Source organism: Candidatus Endolissoclinum faulkneri L5 (assembly GCF_000510265.1).
In the GTDB taxonomy this organism is placed as follows: Bacteria; Pseudomonadota; Alphaproteobacteria; order Thalassobaculales; family Thalassobaculaceae; genus Thalassobaculum; species Thalassobaculum faulkneri_A.
The window spans coordinates 1,384,820-1,404,283 of record NZ_CP006745.1 but is presented as its reverse complement, the minus strand read 5'-3'; the positions used below and the strand labels follow the sequence as shown (position 1 = coordinate 1,404,283).

Here is a 19,464-nt window from a genome sequence, read left to right as displayed (position 1 = left end):
TTGATTTACTCAGCATTGACAGTAGCGTAATGAATCAAGCAAGCCACTAGCATATTATTATTTCAGTATATTGATATAGCTACGTCAGTAGATTGCAGATGGAATTGTTACGATAAAGATAAAGAATTTTGTTCTGAGAACAACTTGCTAAAAACCCAGTCATTTTTTACTGTTAATAGCTCACAAAATCACATTTTAGTAGGAAATGCTCTTAATAGCGGTGTTCTACTTTCATAATCCTAAATTTAATCAATCATGGAGAACAGAGAGGTTCATTTTAAATTGAGATGGCTACGACGTAAGATTTGCGCTAAATTGTTTAATTTAGATTTATAAATTCTCATTTATCATCTAATTTAGCATTATTTTATTGAGTACTTTTGAAAGTTTATTGCTTCACAATAAGGCTAAAGGGATAGCTGGCAAGCATATCGTTTTGTTACATTTAATTATACTGCTTATATTAAAACCATTCAAAAACTCTCAAATGACCTAACTGCTAGCGATTTAAGGGTACAGAATTTACATTTTTGTGATTATGCAGTATTGTCATTTTGACGAGAGAATTGACTGGCCAGTATTTTTCCAGTCGGCTGTAAATCTTTTTAAGCCATTCTCAGTCAGCGGGTGTTGGTACATAGCTCTCATTACCGCAGGAGGTAGTGTGGAGATATCGGCGCCTATTTTTGCAGCTTCTACCACGTGATGTGGACCACGCACAGAAGCAACCAAGACATTAGTATCAAAGTTGTAAACATTATAGATATCAATGATCGCTTTAATTATTAACATGCCTTCAGCACCAATATCTTCCATACGACCAACGAATGGGGAGATGAAAGTTGCTCCAGCTTTTGCAGCAAGCAATGCTTGAGCGGGAGAAAAACACAAGGTTACATTGACCGCTGCACCCTCGTCAGCAAATACCCGACAAGTTTTTAATCCATCAATTGTTAGCGGAACTTTGATTGTGATGTTATTGGCAATTCCCAATAAATAACGTCCCTCCTGCATCATGGTAGCATGGTCGCTTGCAGTAACTTCAACGGATACTGGACCGGCAACCACGTCACAAATCTCAGCAATTACTTCAGCAATCGGTCTACCAGATTTGGCTATTAGCGATGGATTAGTGGTAACGCCATCTATTAGGCCGGTTGCATTAAGATCGCGAATCTCTTTGATATCAGCAGTATCGATAAATAATTTCATTATGTTAATCTCCTAATTAATATTAAAGCGCATTCTTAAAATTTTTGTAGACAATTTGTAAGACAAATATTCTAATCCTAGCACTAGCGTTTATTTAGCTATAAATAGGGATATTTTATATTTCATCAGAGTAGTTTACATTATTGCTTATACTATGTTGAATTAATAATTCAAATAAATTACGAGTGGAATAGAAGTCAAATATAAAGGCTATTATGCATAGTTTGTTGCCTTTAAATAATCAATCCTGTGTTGTGAGTGTTCTGCTACCTTTGCCATTAAATAAAGAGTACCATTACAATGCCAACCCAATGTTGGAGCTTAATCGTGGCGATTTGGTTGAAGTTCCTTTTTCGCGCAGGCGTTTGCTTGGGGTAGTCCTTAGTCTGAGCAACGAAACCCACGCAGAGTTGAAAAGACTGCGATGGGTGATCAGGCGCTTTGACTTATTACGCTTACCTAAAAACTTAATTGATTTGGTAGAATGGACTGCATCTTGGACTCTTGCTCCTCGCGGTAGCGTATTACGCATGGTGCTGAGTACTCCATCAGCATTTGATTCGCCAAAGTCTATCCTGTTTTATGCGCTTGCTTCTCAAGAAAATCGGATATGCCCAAAGCGTCTAACTAATGCACGTCGCCGAGTATTGTCGGTGTTTAATGATTGTATAGTTATTGACCACAAAAACTTGCTTCGTAAGGCTGTAGTAGGTTCAAGAGTAATTAAGAGTATGGTTGAAAGCGGTATATTGGATTGTAGTAGTGCAATTCAGTATCCGATATTTGAGCCACCCGATATTACCGGAGAATGGGAGATACTTAACACAGAACAACAGAAGGCTGTTAAAATTCTAAGTAGTAGAATAAATGCTAACAGATTTTCTGTAACAGCGGTGGAGGGTATTAAGGGTTCAGGGAAAACTGAAGTATATTTTAGGGCAATTGCCGAGACTTTAGCTGCAGGCAAGCAGGTTTTGGTATTGCTGCCGGAAATTGTATTCTCTAGTGAATGGCTAGAACGATTTACGGATCGTTTTGCTGTTAAGCCAGCGGTTTGGCACTCAGCTTTACAAGTTAGGGTGCGGCGTGATACTTGGCGTGCAGTTGCAAAAGGATCTGTAAGAGTATTATTTGGCGCTCGTTCAGCTTTATTTTTACCCTTTAATGAACTTGGTTTAATTGTTGTCGATGAGGAGCACGAATCATATTATAAACAAGATGTTGGTGTTGTTTACCATGCTCGTGATATGGCTGTAGTTCGTGCGCGTCTGGAAGGAATACCCATCATCCTTGTTAGCACTACTCTTAGTCTAGAGACTGTAGAAAACGTGCGTCAAGGTCGCTATACTTCAATTCACTTAGCTGCATTTTGTAGTGATATAAATAAACCTGAAGTAGCGTTGATTGATTTGCGTAAATACTCGCTAGATCGAGGAAATTTTCTCTCTCAGCCACTAATTCAAGCGATGCAAAATACCTTGGATAAAGGTGAGCAGTCGATGTTGTTTATTAATCGTCGCGGCTATGCACCGCTCACTTTATGTAATAATTGCGGTCATCGTTTGAAATGTTCGAAATGCACTGCTTGGCTTGTGATGCACCAGATGCTAAATCAATTGATTTGCCATTATTGTGGTCTATCTACTTCATTGCCAAAATGCTGTCCCTTATGTAATATCAGGGATAGTTTTATCTTCAGCGGTCCAGGTGTGGAACGCTTGGCTGAAGAGATGCTGCTCAGATTTCCAGACGTTAAATTTCAGATTGCTTCTTCTGATACAGTGAAGGGGCCAAATAGTACAGCTGAGCTCGTACGTTCAATGCAATCAAAAGAAATTAATGTCGTCATCTCTACTCAATCGATATTCAAAGGTTACAATTTTCCTTTCTTGACTTTGGTCGGAGTAGTAGATGCTGATTTAGGGCTAACAGGGTGTGATCCTCGGGCATGCGAAAGAACTTACCAACTTTTACATCAAGTCGTTGGTCATGTTGGCGGAGCTAGCCGTCCCGCTAAAATACTTGTACAAACTTTAGCGCCAGAAAACCCAGTGATGCAGGCAATAGCATCAGGCGATAGAGAGTCTTTTTTGCGGTTTGAAATTAATCAGCGGAAAGCATTCGGCATGCCGCCTTATGGAAAATTAGCAGCGATCGTGATTTCATCACTTAACCTCAAACAAGTCGATGAGGTGGCTCAACTTATTGCTAAAGCAATGCCAAGGCTGAATGGAGTGATAATCTTGGGACCAATTCCAGCGCCAATTGCTGTTATTCGTTGCTACCATCGACGTCGATTTATTGTTAGAGCTGATCGAAAAGTAAATATTCAAAAAGTATTGCGAGATTGGCTTGCGGCGATCAGACCAAAAAGTTCTGTACGAATTAAAGTTGATGTTGATCCTTACAATTTTATGTGAGGAAGATTATTAACTTTTAATGATTTACGGATAAGATTTTAGCGTTAATTAAAGAATACACGATTTTTATTCGTCTAATGGTTTTTAAACATTGCTAAAATATTAGTTAATATTCTTGATATTTAAAAATATCAAATTACGGATAACCAGAGATAAGTTAATTACATTTTTGGCAATTTAATTTGTTTGTAAGCAAATGATAAGCTTTTATGTGCAGATCATTTTATTAAGTAATGAAGACTACCCGTAGTACTTTAAAGGAAAGCAAAAATTTTTACTGTAATTGGTTTAGTCAAGAAGATATTAATCAAGCAAGTACTTAATTTTATCTGATACAGTTTAAATGTAGTTTGAGATACATTTGTATTTAGTAAGTATAAAATCATAACCATTAATTTTTAATCTTGTTTTTTATTATAAAATTATTTTATTGTTTTTTTTGGAGGCATCAAAAAAAACACTTTTGCCTAAAGTGCAAGAAAATAACAGAATTTTGAATGATAAATAAAAATATTATTTTAATTCATAAAGAAATGATTTTGTATTTTTTAACATACTTCCGTAAGCACTCTGATTTAAAATCATACAAAGATTTTTTTTAATTTAGATTGCAAACGTTTAACTAACTGCTAAGGCAATATCTGATTGCGATAAAAATATGGCTAATATTACACCGCTCTACTTCCCCATTGTCTATACGTTGTGTAAACATTATTTTGGTAAAATAAGCAAATGTGCAGGAAAACAAAACCATTATATTCGCTCTTTGATAATGATGTAAAGAAATTTTTCTACGCGCTAATTTTAGCACAGCGCTGAATTGATTCTCTTTAACTGCAAGTTAAAGTTGAATTTTTTAAGTTAAAAATGCCCTTAGCTTCTAAATCAACCTAAACTAAATTTTTTAAACGAGACATGCTGAGTTATTAATATTTTAAGCTATGTTTAACTCTTTAACTTATTGTAGCAACGGAGGCCTAGCTAATGAGCCCCACCTACTACATTACCACACCTGTTTATTATGTAAATGATAAGCCGCACATTGGCCATGCTTATACAACCTTAGCGTGCGACGTACTTGCTCGGTTTAAGCGTCTTGATGGTTATGACGTGATGTTTTTAACTGGTACCGATGAACATGGACAAAAAGTAGAAAAAGCGTCTTTAGCAGCTGACTTAGATCCGCAAAGTTTCACTAATATGGTCAGTCAGCATTTTTGTGATTTATCTTGGGCAATGGGTTTTACTCAGGACGATTTTATTCGTACAACTGAGACACGTCATGTGACAGCTGCCCAAAGTTTTTGGCGTTTGCTTAAGAATAATGGTCATATTTATCTTGGTTATTATGAAGGATGGTACTCGATTAGTGACGAAACTTTTTATAATGAAGCTGATATAAAAAATGTTGCTGGTCAGCATATCGCACCAACTGGTTCTGTAGTACAACGCATGAAAAATCCTTCTTACTTTTTTGACTTGTCAAGTTGGCAGGAGAAACTGTTGGCATTTTATGAAGCAAATCCTAATTTTATTGCCCCAGAAACTCGCAAAAACGAGGTTATCTGCTTCGTCAAGGCGGGGCTAAGAGATTTGTCGATCAGTAGAACTAACTTTAAATGGGGTATACCAGTACCTGACGATGAAGAACACATTATGTATGTATGGCTTGATGCATTAACCAATTACATAACCGCTGTTGACTTTCCTAAAGTTACTAGTAAATACTCTCAATATTGGCCAGCTGACTTGCATATAGTTGGCAAAGATATCTTGCGTTTTCATGCTGTTTATTGGCCAGCTTTCCTGATGGGAGCTGGACTTGAACCACCAAAAAGAATCTTTGCTCATGGCTGGTGGACTAGTGATGGAAGGAAAATTTCTAAGTCAATTGGCAATGTAATTGACCCAATTGCTTTGATAAAAACCTACGGACTTGATCCGGTACGATATTATTTGATGCGCGAAGTACCATTTGGTAGTGATGGGCATTTCTCACAGAGATCCATTGTTAAACGAATGACTTCAGAGTTGTCTAACGATGTCGGCAATTTATTACAGCGAGTCTTTTCTATGGTTGCAAAAAACTGCGGGGGCACTGTCCCAACCCCTGGTAGGTTTACTACAGAGGATCTTGCGCTTTTAGCTTCCGCAGATGCTTTGCTTGTAGCCGTGCGTAGGCATTTTGATGATCAAGCTTTTCACAAGGGTTGGGAAGAGATTTTTTGTGTAATTAAACATGCTAATAGATATGTAGACGATCAAGCGCCTTGGGGATTATACAAAAGCGATTATGAGCGAATGGCTACTGTGCTTTATACTCTTCTCGAAACTATTCGATATATATCAATATTGTTACAGCCAGTAATGCCGACATCTTGTGCAAAGATGCTAGAACAGCTTGCGATTCCGCTTGATGCTCGTGGTTTTGACCAGCTAGATGCAAAGTGCGGTTTAACGCCTGGGACACGATTACCAAAACCAGAAGGTATTTTCCCTCGCTGGGTTGAGCCTAAGGATGTCTTAGATTGACGAAGTTATCTCTTCCAATATTAAGCGATAGCCATTGTCATTTAGATTTTGATGAGTTTAAGTCAGACTTAGATAACGTTATTGCTAGAGCAAGACGAGCGAGAGTAATTCACATGTTAGCTGTTTGCACGAGGATGAGCTGCTTTGCTGGTGTTCGCACTATTGCTGAAAATTTCTCGCATGTATATTGTTCAGTTGGCTCTCATCCGCACCAAATATCTAAGGATACTTGTATTTCAACGGAAAAAATTATTGCTCTTGCATATAGTTGCGAGAGGGTTGTAGCTATCGGTGAATGCGGGCTAGACTATTTCCATAGTAATATTCCGCGAGATACGCAAATTGATACTTTTCGCGCGCACATTGCAGCAGCGCAAGAGACCAGCATGCCACTTATCATCCATACTCGAAATTCTTACGAAGAGACTGCAACAATCCTAGAAAAAGAATACGTTAATAAGCCTTTTAATGGCGTTATACATTGTTTTTCTGGTCCTTATGATATGGCAATGCGAATGATTGATATTGGCCTATATATCTCTCTATCTGGCATTTTAACATTCAAGAAAAGCAACTATCTTCGTAATATAGTTGCTAAATTACCTATTGATCGCTTATTGATAGAAACTGATGCACCGTTTATTAGCCCATCGCCCTATCGTGGCAAGCGCAATGAACCAGCCTATATCATACATATAAATAAAGCATTAGCCGACACTAAGGGGATAAGAGAAGAGGAAAGTGCGTTAGTTACTACACAGAATTTTTTACATCTGTTTAACCGGGTTACAGATTATAAATAGTTTGAGAAGTAAGATAAAATAAATTTGTTTTATTATAATCTTGTTGATATTCTCTTCTTGATTCTTAACATTTATGCAGTATGCTCAAAACTAAAATCTAAAAAACGATGGCATAACTTGGTGTGTGCAACTGTATAAAAACTTTAATAGATAGCACTAAAATGTATTGATCAAGCGTTTTTTGTATTATCGAACGTGAAGATTTCAAATGAGGAACATTAGCAGTTAGTAGATTGCCTGTCTGAATATTTAGCAATGATATTGATGTTATAGTAGAATATTAATATCATTGCTAAATAATTAATTGTTAAACACTACTTAAACTAAACTATCCTTTGAAATTGCTGATCTACTGGCCTATAGGACAACTACTAATATAAAATATAATTAAATATTATTTAGCTATAATAGTTAGCTCAAATAGCTTGCGTTAAATAATCTTTATTGTACTGCTATAAAATTTTGTACTATAATCTGTGAGATAACTAAACTCTATTTAATAACCTAGCTCGGATAGTACCAGCTAATTGCCGGATTTCTTTTAAAATATCTACACAATTCGGCACTGCACCACAAACATCTAGCACCACATATCCAATATGTTCATTTGTCTGGTAATGCTGAGACACAATGTTTAATCCGTGACGCGCAAATAAATCGTTAAGTCGTCCAAGTTCACCCGGTTCATTGCGCTGAACTTGAATAAACCGTGTGACCAAAGTGCCCTTTGGCAATTGTACCTGGGGAAAGTTTACTGCGCCCATGGTCGAGCCAACATCGGAATATTCGACAAACTTTCGCGCTACTTCTTCGCCGATACATTCCTGTGCTTCCTCTGTTGATCCACCAATATGCGGAGTAAGAATAACGGTTTCAATGCCACGCAATCGGCTTTCGAAGATATCTTTATTTGATTTTGGTTCGTTTGGAAAAACATCTACAGCAGCTCCAGATAAATGACCATCTTTTAGAGCGTTAGCCAGGGCATCAATATCTACTAAACTACCACGGGCATTGTTAATCAAGAATGCTCCTTTTTTCATAGAACGAATTCGCACTTCATTGAACAAGCCATTAGTATCTGGTTGTTCTGGTAAGTGTAAGGAAACTATATCGGCCTTGGCTAATACTTCATCGATAGTTTTAGTAGATTCGGCGTTGCCGTGACTGAGCTTGTCTAATCGATCAAAGTAAATCACTCGCATACCCATTGACTCGGCTAACGCAGCTAGCTGAGTGCCTATATTTCCATAGCCTATTATGCCTAATGTTTTACCCCGTACTTCGCGTGAGCCAGCAGCAGTTTTATCCCAGCGACCTTTATGAACGTTAACTGATTTCTTGAAAGTATTGCGCATAAGCATAACGATTTCAGCTATCGTTAGTTCAGCAACTGAGCGTGTGTTAGAGAATGGCGCGTTAAATACCGGAATTCCTAGCGCTGAAGCCGCCGCTAAGTCTACTTGGTTTGTACCAACCGAGAAGCACCCTACTGCTACTAATGTATTTGTAGCTCCAAGCACTTGCGTTGTAAGTTGTGACCGCGAACGGATACCAAGCATATGCACCCCCTGAATCGCTTTAATTAACGCAGCTTTATCCAGTGCACCGCATATTTCATGAACATTAGTGTAACCAGCACTGAGGAGAGCATCGCGAGCACTAGGAGCAATGCTCTCCAATAAAAGTATGCGAATTTGATTTTTAGGACGGGATAACTTGTTAGACGTCATAGAGATACTCTTATTAGCATTTATTTACGAAACCGATTAGCATATAATATTAACAACTTGATGCTATCTTACTGTTAATATTAAGTTTAATTGCAGATTAATACTTAGATTATCATGTGCTTTCAGCGTTTTAATTGATGCATTGTTATTCTTGCAGTCTATTAAGAATAACACTGTACAAAATATACAATTGATATTTTAGTGTAATAGTTACTATAGCTTTATTAAGTTAAATAATAATCATTGTTTATTTACACAACAAAGATTTTATAAATTATTTTTAAATTAATTATTATTAGCTTTTTCCATTTTATAAGATGGGCTAGAACATTAGTAATTTGTTTATAACGTTAGTGAAAATCATTCTAATAAAGAGTAATCTTTTAGGAATAATTCTTCCCCTTGCTTAACTAACACTTATAATATTCTAATTTAATAAAATGCTCGACAAAATAGTACAAAATTCTTTTTATACTAGAATTGTAAGTAGATTAGTGCGTTTCTGACATTACTAAGAGCAGAAAAATTAAAAATTGCAGATCTTTTTTCTGCTACAATTAACTTTATACATAAATTCTATCTTATGTTAGGTTCATAACTAATAACTATAATTGCATTAGCTAATACATTAATTTTTGTGAAAAGTAAGCTTATACCTTCCGGATAGCAAATATTATAATAGGATAGCATATAAAACCTAGCTCATTCATAAAATACTAATAAATAGTAACAATTACAACTTATCATTTTGGGGAAAGCTATTTGTAAGTGAATAGATTTACTGTTAAAATAACACTAGATCGGGTTAGTTTATGTTAATCGTATAATTAATTGATCAATTAATTATACGATTAACATTGTACGATTAACATTGTATAACATTCAAAATGATTGTTTAAGAACAACGCATTTAATCATTGTAATTAAAATAGCAATATTGATTATAACAAAAAAAATATTATGCTAATTAATATTAATCTGCAGTTCGATTATTATAATCATGAGGTGAGGTGCAATATATAAATTGCTAGCAGCACTTAAGTAATACTTAATTATTTAGCACAAAATTAAACGAAGTTTATATTTTTAATTATAGAATACTATACCTGAATAATATATGTATTTGACAATACTATCATCAATCGTACGTCATTAGCAGTAGAATATGATTGTGCGTGTGAAAGAAAGCTGATAGAAATTAACTTACGTTAGTTATTGCACTATCAAGCTAACTATATGTTAACTTTGCCTAAAATTTAGCAACTTTTTAGTTAGCAGTTTATATTAAAAAATTTTGATTTTGGTAACAGCATTTAAACTTAATATTCAGCTTATATAAAAATTAATAATGTTCATTAAAGGTAATCATTCTTTAAATATAATTCCTTTAAAAACAGAATAATTTTTTATTTTTGCTATTTGATTACTACGGGCTGTAAATGTTAATGCGATATCAGTATGATATAACTATCTTATTGAAAGGGGCTATTAGCTTTAGGCAAATTTATATTTGATTGTGTTTTATTTTAGCTATTTAGCAATAACCTCCCTAACTTAAGTAGGCAATATTTATGAGTAGCTCATTTAAATGTTGTAAATAATAGTGCTAGCTGGATATTAGAAATAATTTTTTCTAAAATCTCGATTTACTTCGTTGCTAGCCACATCTCTATTTATACTTTATATTTACCTCATAGAGAATTAGGTGCTTTAAAATAAAAAGAAATAAAACTTATGTAGAGGTTGGCAATTCAGTATCGAACTATTTAAAAAAGATTGGTTCTTCTAGAGTAAACAATTATAAGCTGTTAGGCAAGAGGATACACTCTTACGAGGTATTTTATGAATATAAAATATTTATCTCTTCTTGACGTAACTACCTAAATTAACTAATTGTCAACCTAATGTACTTAATTAATCGCGTATTTAATACATATTTTATTTTTAATTACTAAAGCAGTTAAGTATATTTATTAATCCTAATTGAGAAAATTCTGCTTCTGTAGGAAATCAGCACAAGTAGTAATCTATTTAAGATTATCGCTGGTATTGTAGCATAAAGGTTAAAACATATAATTCAAGGGTTTTTTATTGTTGTTGTAAATAAAAATTCACTCTTTAAGCATTCAATAAAAAACATTTAGATAATATTATGGTATATTTATCCACGTATCGTCTTTGCATAAAATAAATAACCATAGTATTCAATTAAATTGAAGTATTTATATTTTTGTTGTATGATTGATACTTGTCTATTTTTCACGTATGCATAAAGTAAATAAGTTATATTTTTGTAGTGAATAAGACTGATAGTTAATTAAGAGTGATATTAACTTATCGCATCAGCAGCAAATTTCAATTGCTTAAATAAACTAGAAAGGCACATTATTTATAATGTGTCGATAGATTAGCTGTTCAAGTATAGTAATTTATTTAAAAATTTAGACGTTATTGGTATAATAACATTATTTTAAAAGTTGATTAAGATATATTAACCTGATGAAACTAATTAATTTTTAATTAATTGTTAAAAATATCTGTACATTAATCCCAATCTTAATGGGGATTATAAGTTTCTTAGTTTGATCTCAATATAGTGCTTTATAAAGCACTATATTGAGATCAAACATTATTGCTCTTTAGGTATGGATATAACTCAATATTGATTTTATATCCGTTTGTTAGGTTGCGAAATTAACTCACGCTCATTATTTACCGTATAATGAAAAATTTGTAGAATCAAATAAATCCGGATTAATTTTTATTTAATATCAATTTTTATGTTTAGTATTATAGGCACTTAGTATTATTAGGAAGAGTAAAATATACTTATTCACTATTAACAATAGAGTGTGAATTAATATTCAAAAGAATTATTACTGTAAATAATAAATGAGTTTGTTTGCTCATGTAAAATCAACATAAGTAAAACACTGCGTAATATATTTTATATATCTTTAGCATAAACGGTTAATTAAACACTGACAGCAATAAAATTTTAAAGAATTTCTTTGATTAAAGATATTTTCGTAAAAACTATTAAAATTAGCTTTTTATCAAAAATTAAAAAAACAATAATAATACAATAATAATATTACTAATATTAAATTTTTTAAGCTACGAAAATATTAAGTTTTCTAATTTTTTTAGATTAATAATTAATTTTTTCGACGGAGTCGTATTAACAAGATAATCGAGTTGATTATAGTAAGGGCTCTTACATGATTGTTGATGTGTATATATTGGTTACATATCTAACTATTAGTTATAATCTAATTGTATTGACATTGTAATTAACTAAGCAAATGATATTGCGATAATTTTACCATTATTGTCGATTAGGCAATAGATAAGTAATACTATATAATTTATATATATGATATCACATAAGTATCTATATGGTTAAATATAGACACTTATGTGATATTCGATTTGAATATTTAAGTAACTATTTATAATTCATTTTAATAAAGCTTGTATCAAGCATTACGTTAATATAATGATTCAATATATTAATTGATCAATAAATTAGAAATTTAGAACAACTTAATAATAAAAGATTGTTATATTCATTATGTAGTTTTACTTTATTATAAAAAAATTATTATTTGCTTATTAGTTAATAAACGTGAAATTGTAATTATTAACTTACATTAATACTAAAGTAGTACTATTATTTTTTTAAATGTAATAACTATTAAGGTATAAGCTTTTAACCACAGCATATGTAATACTGCACATTAATCTATTTTAGTGTTTACCCAATATAGATGATTAGCTACTAACCTGCTGAAAACAACTTACACAATTGACCTAAACTAATATTCATGAAAATAAGCACCACATATAAAACATAAGGTTTGATAAATAATTATTCATAATAACTTTTAAAACTTATAAGCAGTTTATGATTCAATCATTCTATATCATGATTCTGAAATAAGCATTAGAGTTTATAATGCTAGATGTTAAATTTTGAGCTAAACTAATCAATTAAAAATAAACATGTTGCATCATTAAGCTATCCTCAGATGTAATCAGGAAAGTGGATTGCAGCTGGAGGATTAGAATAAGGATGATTATTTTTTCTACACAAGTATTATTTTATCTTATATTTTAATAATGAGATTAAAAATAATCAATTTATTGATTTATGGCCATTGCGACGTGAATTAAATAGAAGTGCTATTTAAAAAATAAGTTTTGATTCTATCAGCTTGCTATAAAACTTTTTGCTGTATTTTGCGCCACAAACGGATCGTAATCTATTACGACTTTTTAGTGCCCTGAATAAAGTGCAGCGCACACGACAAAAGTTGATTTACTATTGCATATCAGCATGACTTTGCAGTCCAAGGGCCATTTCTAACAATGGAGTTTCTGTGAAACCTCCTGTAATATCGGATATATCTTTTTGGTCGATTAAAGTAGTCAGGTTGCGCACCTCGCTTGTACCTAGTAAGCAGCTACCTAAACCAATTTCGCTTGCCATTAACTCCACTGTAGCTCCTGCTGAACCAACATTAAGTAGGGCCAAGCGATAGCCTAGCGTACCGTATTTCTGAACAAGAAGGTCAACTCGAGAGGCTAAAATAAGCATTACAGGCGGTGGATGATTTGAGCGCATCATGGCTTTTGACGCTCCATCGAATAAGCGATACATAGCGTTTGCTTCACTGGGTATAGGGCTAAGTTGATCTAATAACGGATCATGACGATAAAGGCCAGTTTCTAAATCTTCGCCAGTGCGTACAGCTAAATATCCAATAAGTTCCCCAAGGCCACCAGCAGCAGGAAAGGCTCTTTCAACCCAACGAGTTGCACCTAAACATCTTACTTTTTGAAAAGCTAGTGCGTGTGTCAATAATGAGCGTAATGTTACTGCGTTTGGAGGTTGTAGAGAAAAATCGCGTACAGAACGTCTTTTTTCAAATATTCTCGCAATAGATTTATTAGGTAAACTAGTAGAATCTATCCTGCGCCATTCCGGTATTGGAAGTTGCTGAACGTTTGTTTTGGGGATGATAGCAATTGTTCTACCGTCGTCTTGCGGACGAGTTGCGTCATGCATAATCCTATCAGCAAAAGCCCAATCGCGAGTTGCTAATGATCCATTTGCTGCCCCACAGCCTAGCAAAAAATCATTTAACGTTTTGTTATCGTAAGATACAATACCTGCTAGAAGGCTAGATGCCAACTTCGCTCCCTCAATAGATAGAAAAATATGATAGCTAAGCCCAGTGCAGGAAAAAATGACAGGAAATTTCATGTCACCATTATCTGCTCGACGTAAATGCGCTGCTGGATCGATCGCTCCAATCTTTTTTTCTAATTGAAATTTTTTACTTATTGTTATCGCTTGCGCTATAGGTTGTTCTCGTTGCGTTAGTTCCCATCTTAAGGACGATCTGCAACTTAGCCATTCAATAGCGCTATAAATCTTAGCATTATCTCGCCAAGCCACAAGTGTTTGTTCATCTATACCTTGCGGTTGCTCTAGTAAACTTATCAAGTTAGCGATTTGTTGATTCGTCATGTCAAGAACATCTGGCGACTTTTTTCCGTCATCGATAATAATCCGTAGGCCATCTCTTCGCAAAGAAGCTCCTGACTGATTAATTCGTAATGATATGCGGGCTTCGTTATTCAATAAAGTATTTGTCATTAAATACCACTATTCTCAGTTGTTGCTTAGGCTATAGATAATGTTTGAAGTTTAAGTTTAGTGAAGTTCTAATGAGCATTCCGGTAAAGAAGTAATTAATTATGGTTGCAACAAAAAACAATGATATTTTTCGCGCGAAAAATATCATTGTTTTTAAATCTTATAAGGTATACTTTTGATTTTAGATAATTAATTTCATATTTATTTACCAAACGATTTTTTAGCCTCAGCAAAAAAAAACATAGAAAGGCTTTAGATTTTCTACGGACAATAGATATCCTTATTAAAAATGAGGATATCTATTGTAGATATCAAGCTATTCTAGATTAATATTAAAATAAATAAATTTCTAGTTATCTTAAAAGCTTAATTTTACTTAGATTATTTATTTAATTGTACTTTAATTGTGATTTTAACACCTGCCGTAAAGTAATATATTTTTATAAAGGGTTCGCTTTTATTATGCTATAGGGAATTCTTGATGAGTACCGTCTATTTATTTCTTCTAGCTATAGAATATACAAATTAGCAATTTTATACTAATTACTAACATTAATTAAATATTTCGCTAAATATCCGCTGTATAATTTAGCATTCTATAATAATAGAAAATTATTTGCTAGACTAACAGCATTACAAAATAACAGTTCTGCTCAGTTTGAGTGCTTAGATTTGTTAAATCTATCCTAGTTAAAGAGTAAAATTTATGAAAACCTTTAAGCTGATTACAAATTTATACCATTTTATGCTAAGAGTTTAATTGTGAAGTATCTTTATTTGGTTTTCTTAAAAATACATAAGAATAAATAATCTATGGCCATAATTAATTGATGCTAAACAGGTAATTTATTATTTGTAGTTTCTAAGTATACTACTCAGCTTTTAATACAAAAAAAATATTATTTATCTTTAGCAAATTTAGTCGCAACTTTCACAGAGTATTTTACAAGTAAAGTAATGAGGCACGTGAACTAGCTTTAGTAAGCTTTCTGTAGTAAAAAAACATAGTCGCTGAACCATTACGGAATGGAGTGGTTTGCAAACAAATTCGAAGAAAAGTAAGATATTAACTATCGTAATATATTTGCACTTTGTCGCGGAATATATGCTCAATTATTTTCTCAGTTAGATCTAAGAAAAATTAAAGTTGCTTATTATTGATGAATTAAAAATACAATAATTAATATATATTTTATATTTAATTTAAATTAACTTGCTAGTTGGCATGTAAGACATAAATTTTATCAAAAAACTCCTGAGGCAAATATTATTATTTTATCGAATTAATCTTTATTTTGATTGGAATCAGTAATTCTTTTTGTTGGCATGCATGCCCCTACGACTTGTCCGTGGGTGCATGTAATCGATTGCGTATTAGAATATTTTATAAAAGCTGATTAGGATGCGAATGATAAAAACTTTTTTACATTTTAATTGAAGACAATCTGAATGAGCTCAAACTCATACCTTAGGCGATCATTATCAATCTCGTATTAGAGGAATTTTCCCCAGAAACTATAGGCCGACAGCAGGGCAGCAAGGTGTAAATAATAAGAAAAAACTTATCTTATCAAAGGAGCTCTTCTATTTCTTGGAGTGGAAAATAGCACTTTAGTGATCTATATTAACTTATGTTTATTGTTACGCGTAGCAGTGGTTTTGCTGTGATTAACGAAAAAAAATTTAGCATTCCAAAATATTAATATATATTATTTAGTATTTAAGTCATCTATTAGTGAGTACATCATATACGATGTACTCACTAATATTTTTAAAGTAATTTTAAAAATTATAAAAAAATTTTTGGATATGCAAAGTGTTGAATTATTTAATAATCATACGGGAAACTTAGGAGAAATGATTTGGCAAAATCTGCAACTGTTTTGATTAGGATGGTTAGTACGGCTGATACTGGTTATTTTTATGTTACTAAAAAAAATCCTCGTATAAAAGTTGAAAAGCTTAAGTTTCGCAAATATGATCCGATTATACGCAAACATGTATTATTTAAAGAGTCCCAAATAAAATAGCCTAGCTATTTTAATAGCTAGGCTATTTTATTTAAATTACATTAATAAAAGTTAATCTTTACGCCTATAAATATAAATAAGTATTTTAGCTAGAATAAAAACTAGAATTTGCAATTGATTCTTTGCTTACAAGCATTTACTCATTCACCGGCTATTTAATTTAAGATATGATTGGGATTAAATTATCCAATTTATAATATTCCCATTTATCCAGTATAATTAATTATTGTTTAGTTAAAATTTAGGCTAATTAATTATTAGTGTGGTTTACATTTATAATAATATTTACATCATTTAACAATAGTAGCACAATAAAAACATGCAAGCTAATTTATATACCATACTAAGAAACTCGATTAAGTATAATACATTCCCTAATGTTAATGACTAAGAGCAATAGGTATTAAGCGTTATACTTATTTACTGACATATTTAAAGTATATAATATAGCAAATTTTTTAACATAAATTAGATTTATCTATCTTGATTAGATTTGCTTACAATACCTAAAAATTACACTTGTCATATTAGGCATTTTATTTAATACTTTTTTTAAAGTTTTTGTTTGCTGGAATGTAGTATAATAATTTAGCAGATTATCTGACCCTAGATGTTTCTCCGCACTTCTGGTTTATTGTTGACTTCTTGGTCAATTGTATTTAAAGTCATATTTTTAGTAACGTAATAATTGATAAGCGGTGTATCTTGGTTTTATATTAAAATTTATATGTGGTTTTAGCTAGATTGAGGAGGTTTTTAAAATTTTTTCTTGTTTTTGCAGTAAAGACAATAATATAGATATATTATATAGTTAAAAGCCATTATTGTTATATTAAAACATAACCTATTAATTTATGTGCTTATCAGCTTAGTTGTTTAATTTAATTTCAGAGATATATAAAGTATTAGTTAATTTTGTTTAAGTTTTTAAGTGATGTAGTTTAATATAGATTATGTTAAATTATTGATAATTTGATTACAAATTAACGTATATTCTATGAGAGAAGATACACTCTAAATATTTCAACATAACAACAACAGTATTGAATACTATACATAGTATTCAATACTGTTGTTGTTATTAAGCAGTTAAGCAAACTAATTAATTTTTGGATAATGATCGATAACAAAATCAAATATATGGAATATAGTTATATTTTTAAAAATAAAGTAAATTTATTAGCTTAGTAAGCTAATAAATTTTTTGGGATACTGCTAGGGAATATTAAAAATGATATTTAGATTGCTATTAAAAACCTAACCTCAAAGATTTATAAAAATTGCTTCGTTCAATTATAAATCAGCGAATATTATTTTACACGATGACACTAGCAGTGTAGATTAAAATTAAAGTAAAAAGCCAAAAACTCTTTTAGAGTAATCTTAAAAACAATAAAACGCTTTCTTTAATTAAAAAAATCTAGAATAACTAACTAAAACAATTAAAGTTGTTAGCGTGAAATCTAATTTATTAGTAAAAAACTAAGATCAAAATATATTAAAATTAAATATTCAATTTAAAGCATAGATTTTATCTTAAATATGAATTGTTTGATCAGCTATAGCCATAGCTGCTTCTTTAATTGCTTCGTTTAGTGTCGGATGGCCATGGCATATACGCGCGATATCTTCTGCTGATCCTCCAAACTCCATAATTACACAAATTTCGTGTATAAGCGTACCAGCATTTGGGCCTATAATATGGGCGCCAAGAATCTGGTGTGTGTTTTTATCAGCTAAGATTTTTACTTGCCCTTCAGTATCAACATTTGCTCGCGCCCGACTATTCGCAAAAAACGGAAATACACCTCTACAATATTCAATTTTAGATTCTTGCAATTGTTCTTCTGTCCTACCAACAGAGGCTACTTCTGGAGAAGTGTAAATGATCATTGGAACTAAGTTATAGTCTACCCTTCCTGATTGCCCAACCATGATCTCTACGGCAGTGATAGCATCTTCTTCAGCTTTGTGAGCTAACATAGGACCATTAATAACATCACCGATTGCGTATATGCTATCTATGCTTGTTTGAAAGTCTTGATCAACCTGAATAAAGCCATATTTATCGCATCTTACTCCCAACTCTTCTAAGCCTAATCCTGTGTAATATGGGCGACGACCGGTAGCTACGAGAACTATGTCAGCATTTAATTCTTCAACAGTGTCGCTTGTAGTATTTTTAATAGTTAGCTCCACATGATTATTGTCAACCTTAGCCTGAGTTACTTTTGTTGACATCTTAAAATCTATGCCTTGCCTTTCCATGGTGCGTTTAAATAGCTTACCTAGTTCTTGATCCATAGTAGATATAATGCGATCTAAAAATTCCACAACGGTTACTTTAGCACCAAATCTCTTCCATACTGAACCCAATTCTAAGCCAATCACACCACCGCCAATTACGATTAATTGTTGAGGTACACTTCTTAAATTAAGTGCGCCAGTAGATGTAACTATATGCTTTTCGTCAACTTTAATTCCCGGGATTGGAACCGTTGTTGAACCAGTTGCAATCAAGATATTTTGGCATTTAATTATTTTTTTATCACCATTTGCGGCAATAACTTCCACCTCGCCTACTTCAGTAATTTTACCAACTCCTTGCAGCCAATCCACATTATTTTTTTTAAATAAAAAATTTATGCCTTCAGTAAGACTATTGACGATCTCAGTTTTCTTTTTCATAAGCTTATTTATGTTTAGTTTAGGAGGTGAAACTTCGATCCCTAAATGCTCTAATCGGCTCTCAACTTCTAAATATTTTTCTGAAGCATTGAGCAACGCTTTGGATGGTATGCATCCAATATTCAGGCAGGTTCCACCAAGCGATCTGTGCTGTTCCACGCAAGCAATTTTTAAGCCAAGCTGTGAGCCTCGGATTGCAGCAACATAACCGCCTGGTCCAGAGCCAATAACTACAACATCATAGTCAATAGACATGATTACTCCTAATTTGGGTCATCTATTTAGAAAGATGAAACAGATTATGGTAAATTAAGAATAGACTAAAAAGTATTAGTAATAAAAATAGAAGATTTAACGCAATTACCCAACGAAAGCTATTAA

At 32.6% G+C, this 19,464-nt stretch carries 8 protein-coding genes; 4 read left to right on the top strand and 4 right to left on the bottom strand.

Annotated features, from left to right (window positions below):
* Positions 1–549: 549 nt before the first annotated feature.
* Entirely contained in the window at positions 550–1,212 is a 663-nt protein-coding gene (gene fsa / locus P856_RS03920) for a fructose-6-phosphate aldolase (protein WP_025300865.1), read from the bottom strand.
* A 215-nt stretch (positions 1,213–1,427) separates the two neighbouring features.
* On the opposite strand from fsa, the gene P856_RS03915 reads away from it, so the two are divergent.
* The 3 genes from P856_RS03915 to P856_RS03905 all read left to right on the top strand — a co-directional run bounded on the left by P856_RS03915 (position 1,428) and on the right by P856_RS03905 (position 6,967).
* Positions 1,428–3,632: a primosomal protein N' gene (locus tag P856_RS03915; protein ID WP_025300864.1), complete on the top strand. Its 2,205-nt coding sequence runs from the start codon at positions 1,428–1,430 to the stop codon at positions 3,630–3,632.
* A 984-nt stretch (positions 3,633–4,616) separates the two neighbouring features.
* A complete protein-coding gene (gene metG / locus P856_RS03910) occupies positions 4,617–6,164 on the top strand; it encodes a methionine--tRNA ligase (RefSeq protein WP_025300863.1) in 1,548 nt (515 codons plus the stop codon).
* On the top strand, positions 6,161–6,967 hold the full coding sequence (locus tag P856_RS03905) for a TatD family hydrolase (protein ID WP_081713443.1): 807 nt from the start codon (positions 6,161–6,163) through the stop codon (positions 6,965–6,967). Before metG ends, P856_RS03905 begins: the two co-directional genes overlap by 4 nt.
* Positions 6,968–7,452: 485 nt before the next feature.
* On the opposite strand, the gene serA is transcribed toward P856_RS03905, so the two are convergent.
* Together serA and P856_RS03895 are read right to left on the bottom strand one after the other, a co-directional pair.
* Positions 7,453–8,700 carry a phosphoglycerate dehydrogenase gene (serA, locus tag P856_RS03900; RefSeq protein WP_025300861.1) on the bottom strand — a complete coding sequence of 416 codons (1,248 nt, stop codon included), beginning with the start codon at positions 8,698–8,700 and terminating at the stop codon, positions 7,453–7,455.
* Positions 8,701–13,024: 4,324 nt separating this feature from the next.
* Positions 13,025–14,365, bottom strand: a complete 1,341-nt coding sequence (locus tag P856_RS03895) for a SagB/ThcOx family dehydrogenase (RefSeq protein WP_025300860.1) — start codon at positions 14,363–14,365, stop codon at positions 13,025–13,027.
* Positions 14,366–16,227: 1,862 nt separating this feature from the next.
* On the opposite strand from P856_RS03895, the gene rpmG reads away from it, so the two are divergent.
* The gene (gene rpmG / locus P856_RS03890) at positions 16,228–16,395 is read left to right on the top strand and encodes a 50S ribosomal protein L33 (protein WP_025300859.1); all 168 of its coding nucleotides are present in this window, start codon (positions 16,228–16,230) and stop codon (positions 16,393–16,395) included.
* 1,536 nt (positions 16,396–17,931) lie between these two features.
* Here the strand turns inward: rpmG and lpdA are convergent.
* Positions 17,932–19,338 carry a dihydrolipoyl dehydrogenase gene (lpdA, locus tag P856_RS03885; protein ID WP_025300858.1) on the bottom strand — a complete coding sequence of 469 codons (1,407 nt, stop codon included), beginning with the start codon at positions 19,336–19,338 and terminating at the stop codon, positions 17,932–17,934.
* Positions 19,339–19,464 lie beyond the last annotated feature (126 nt).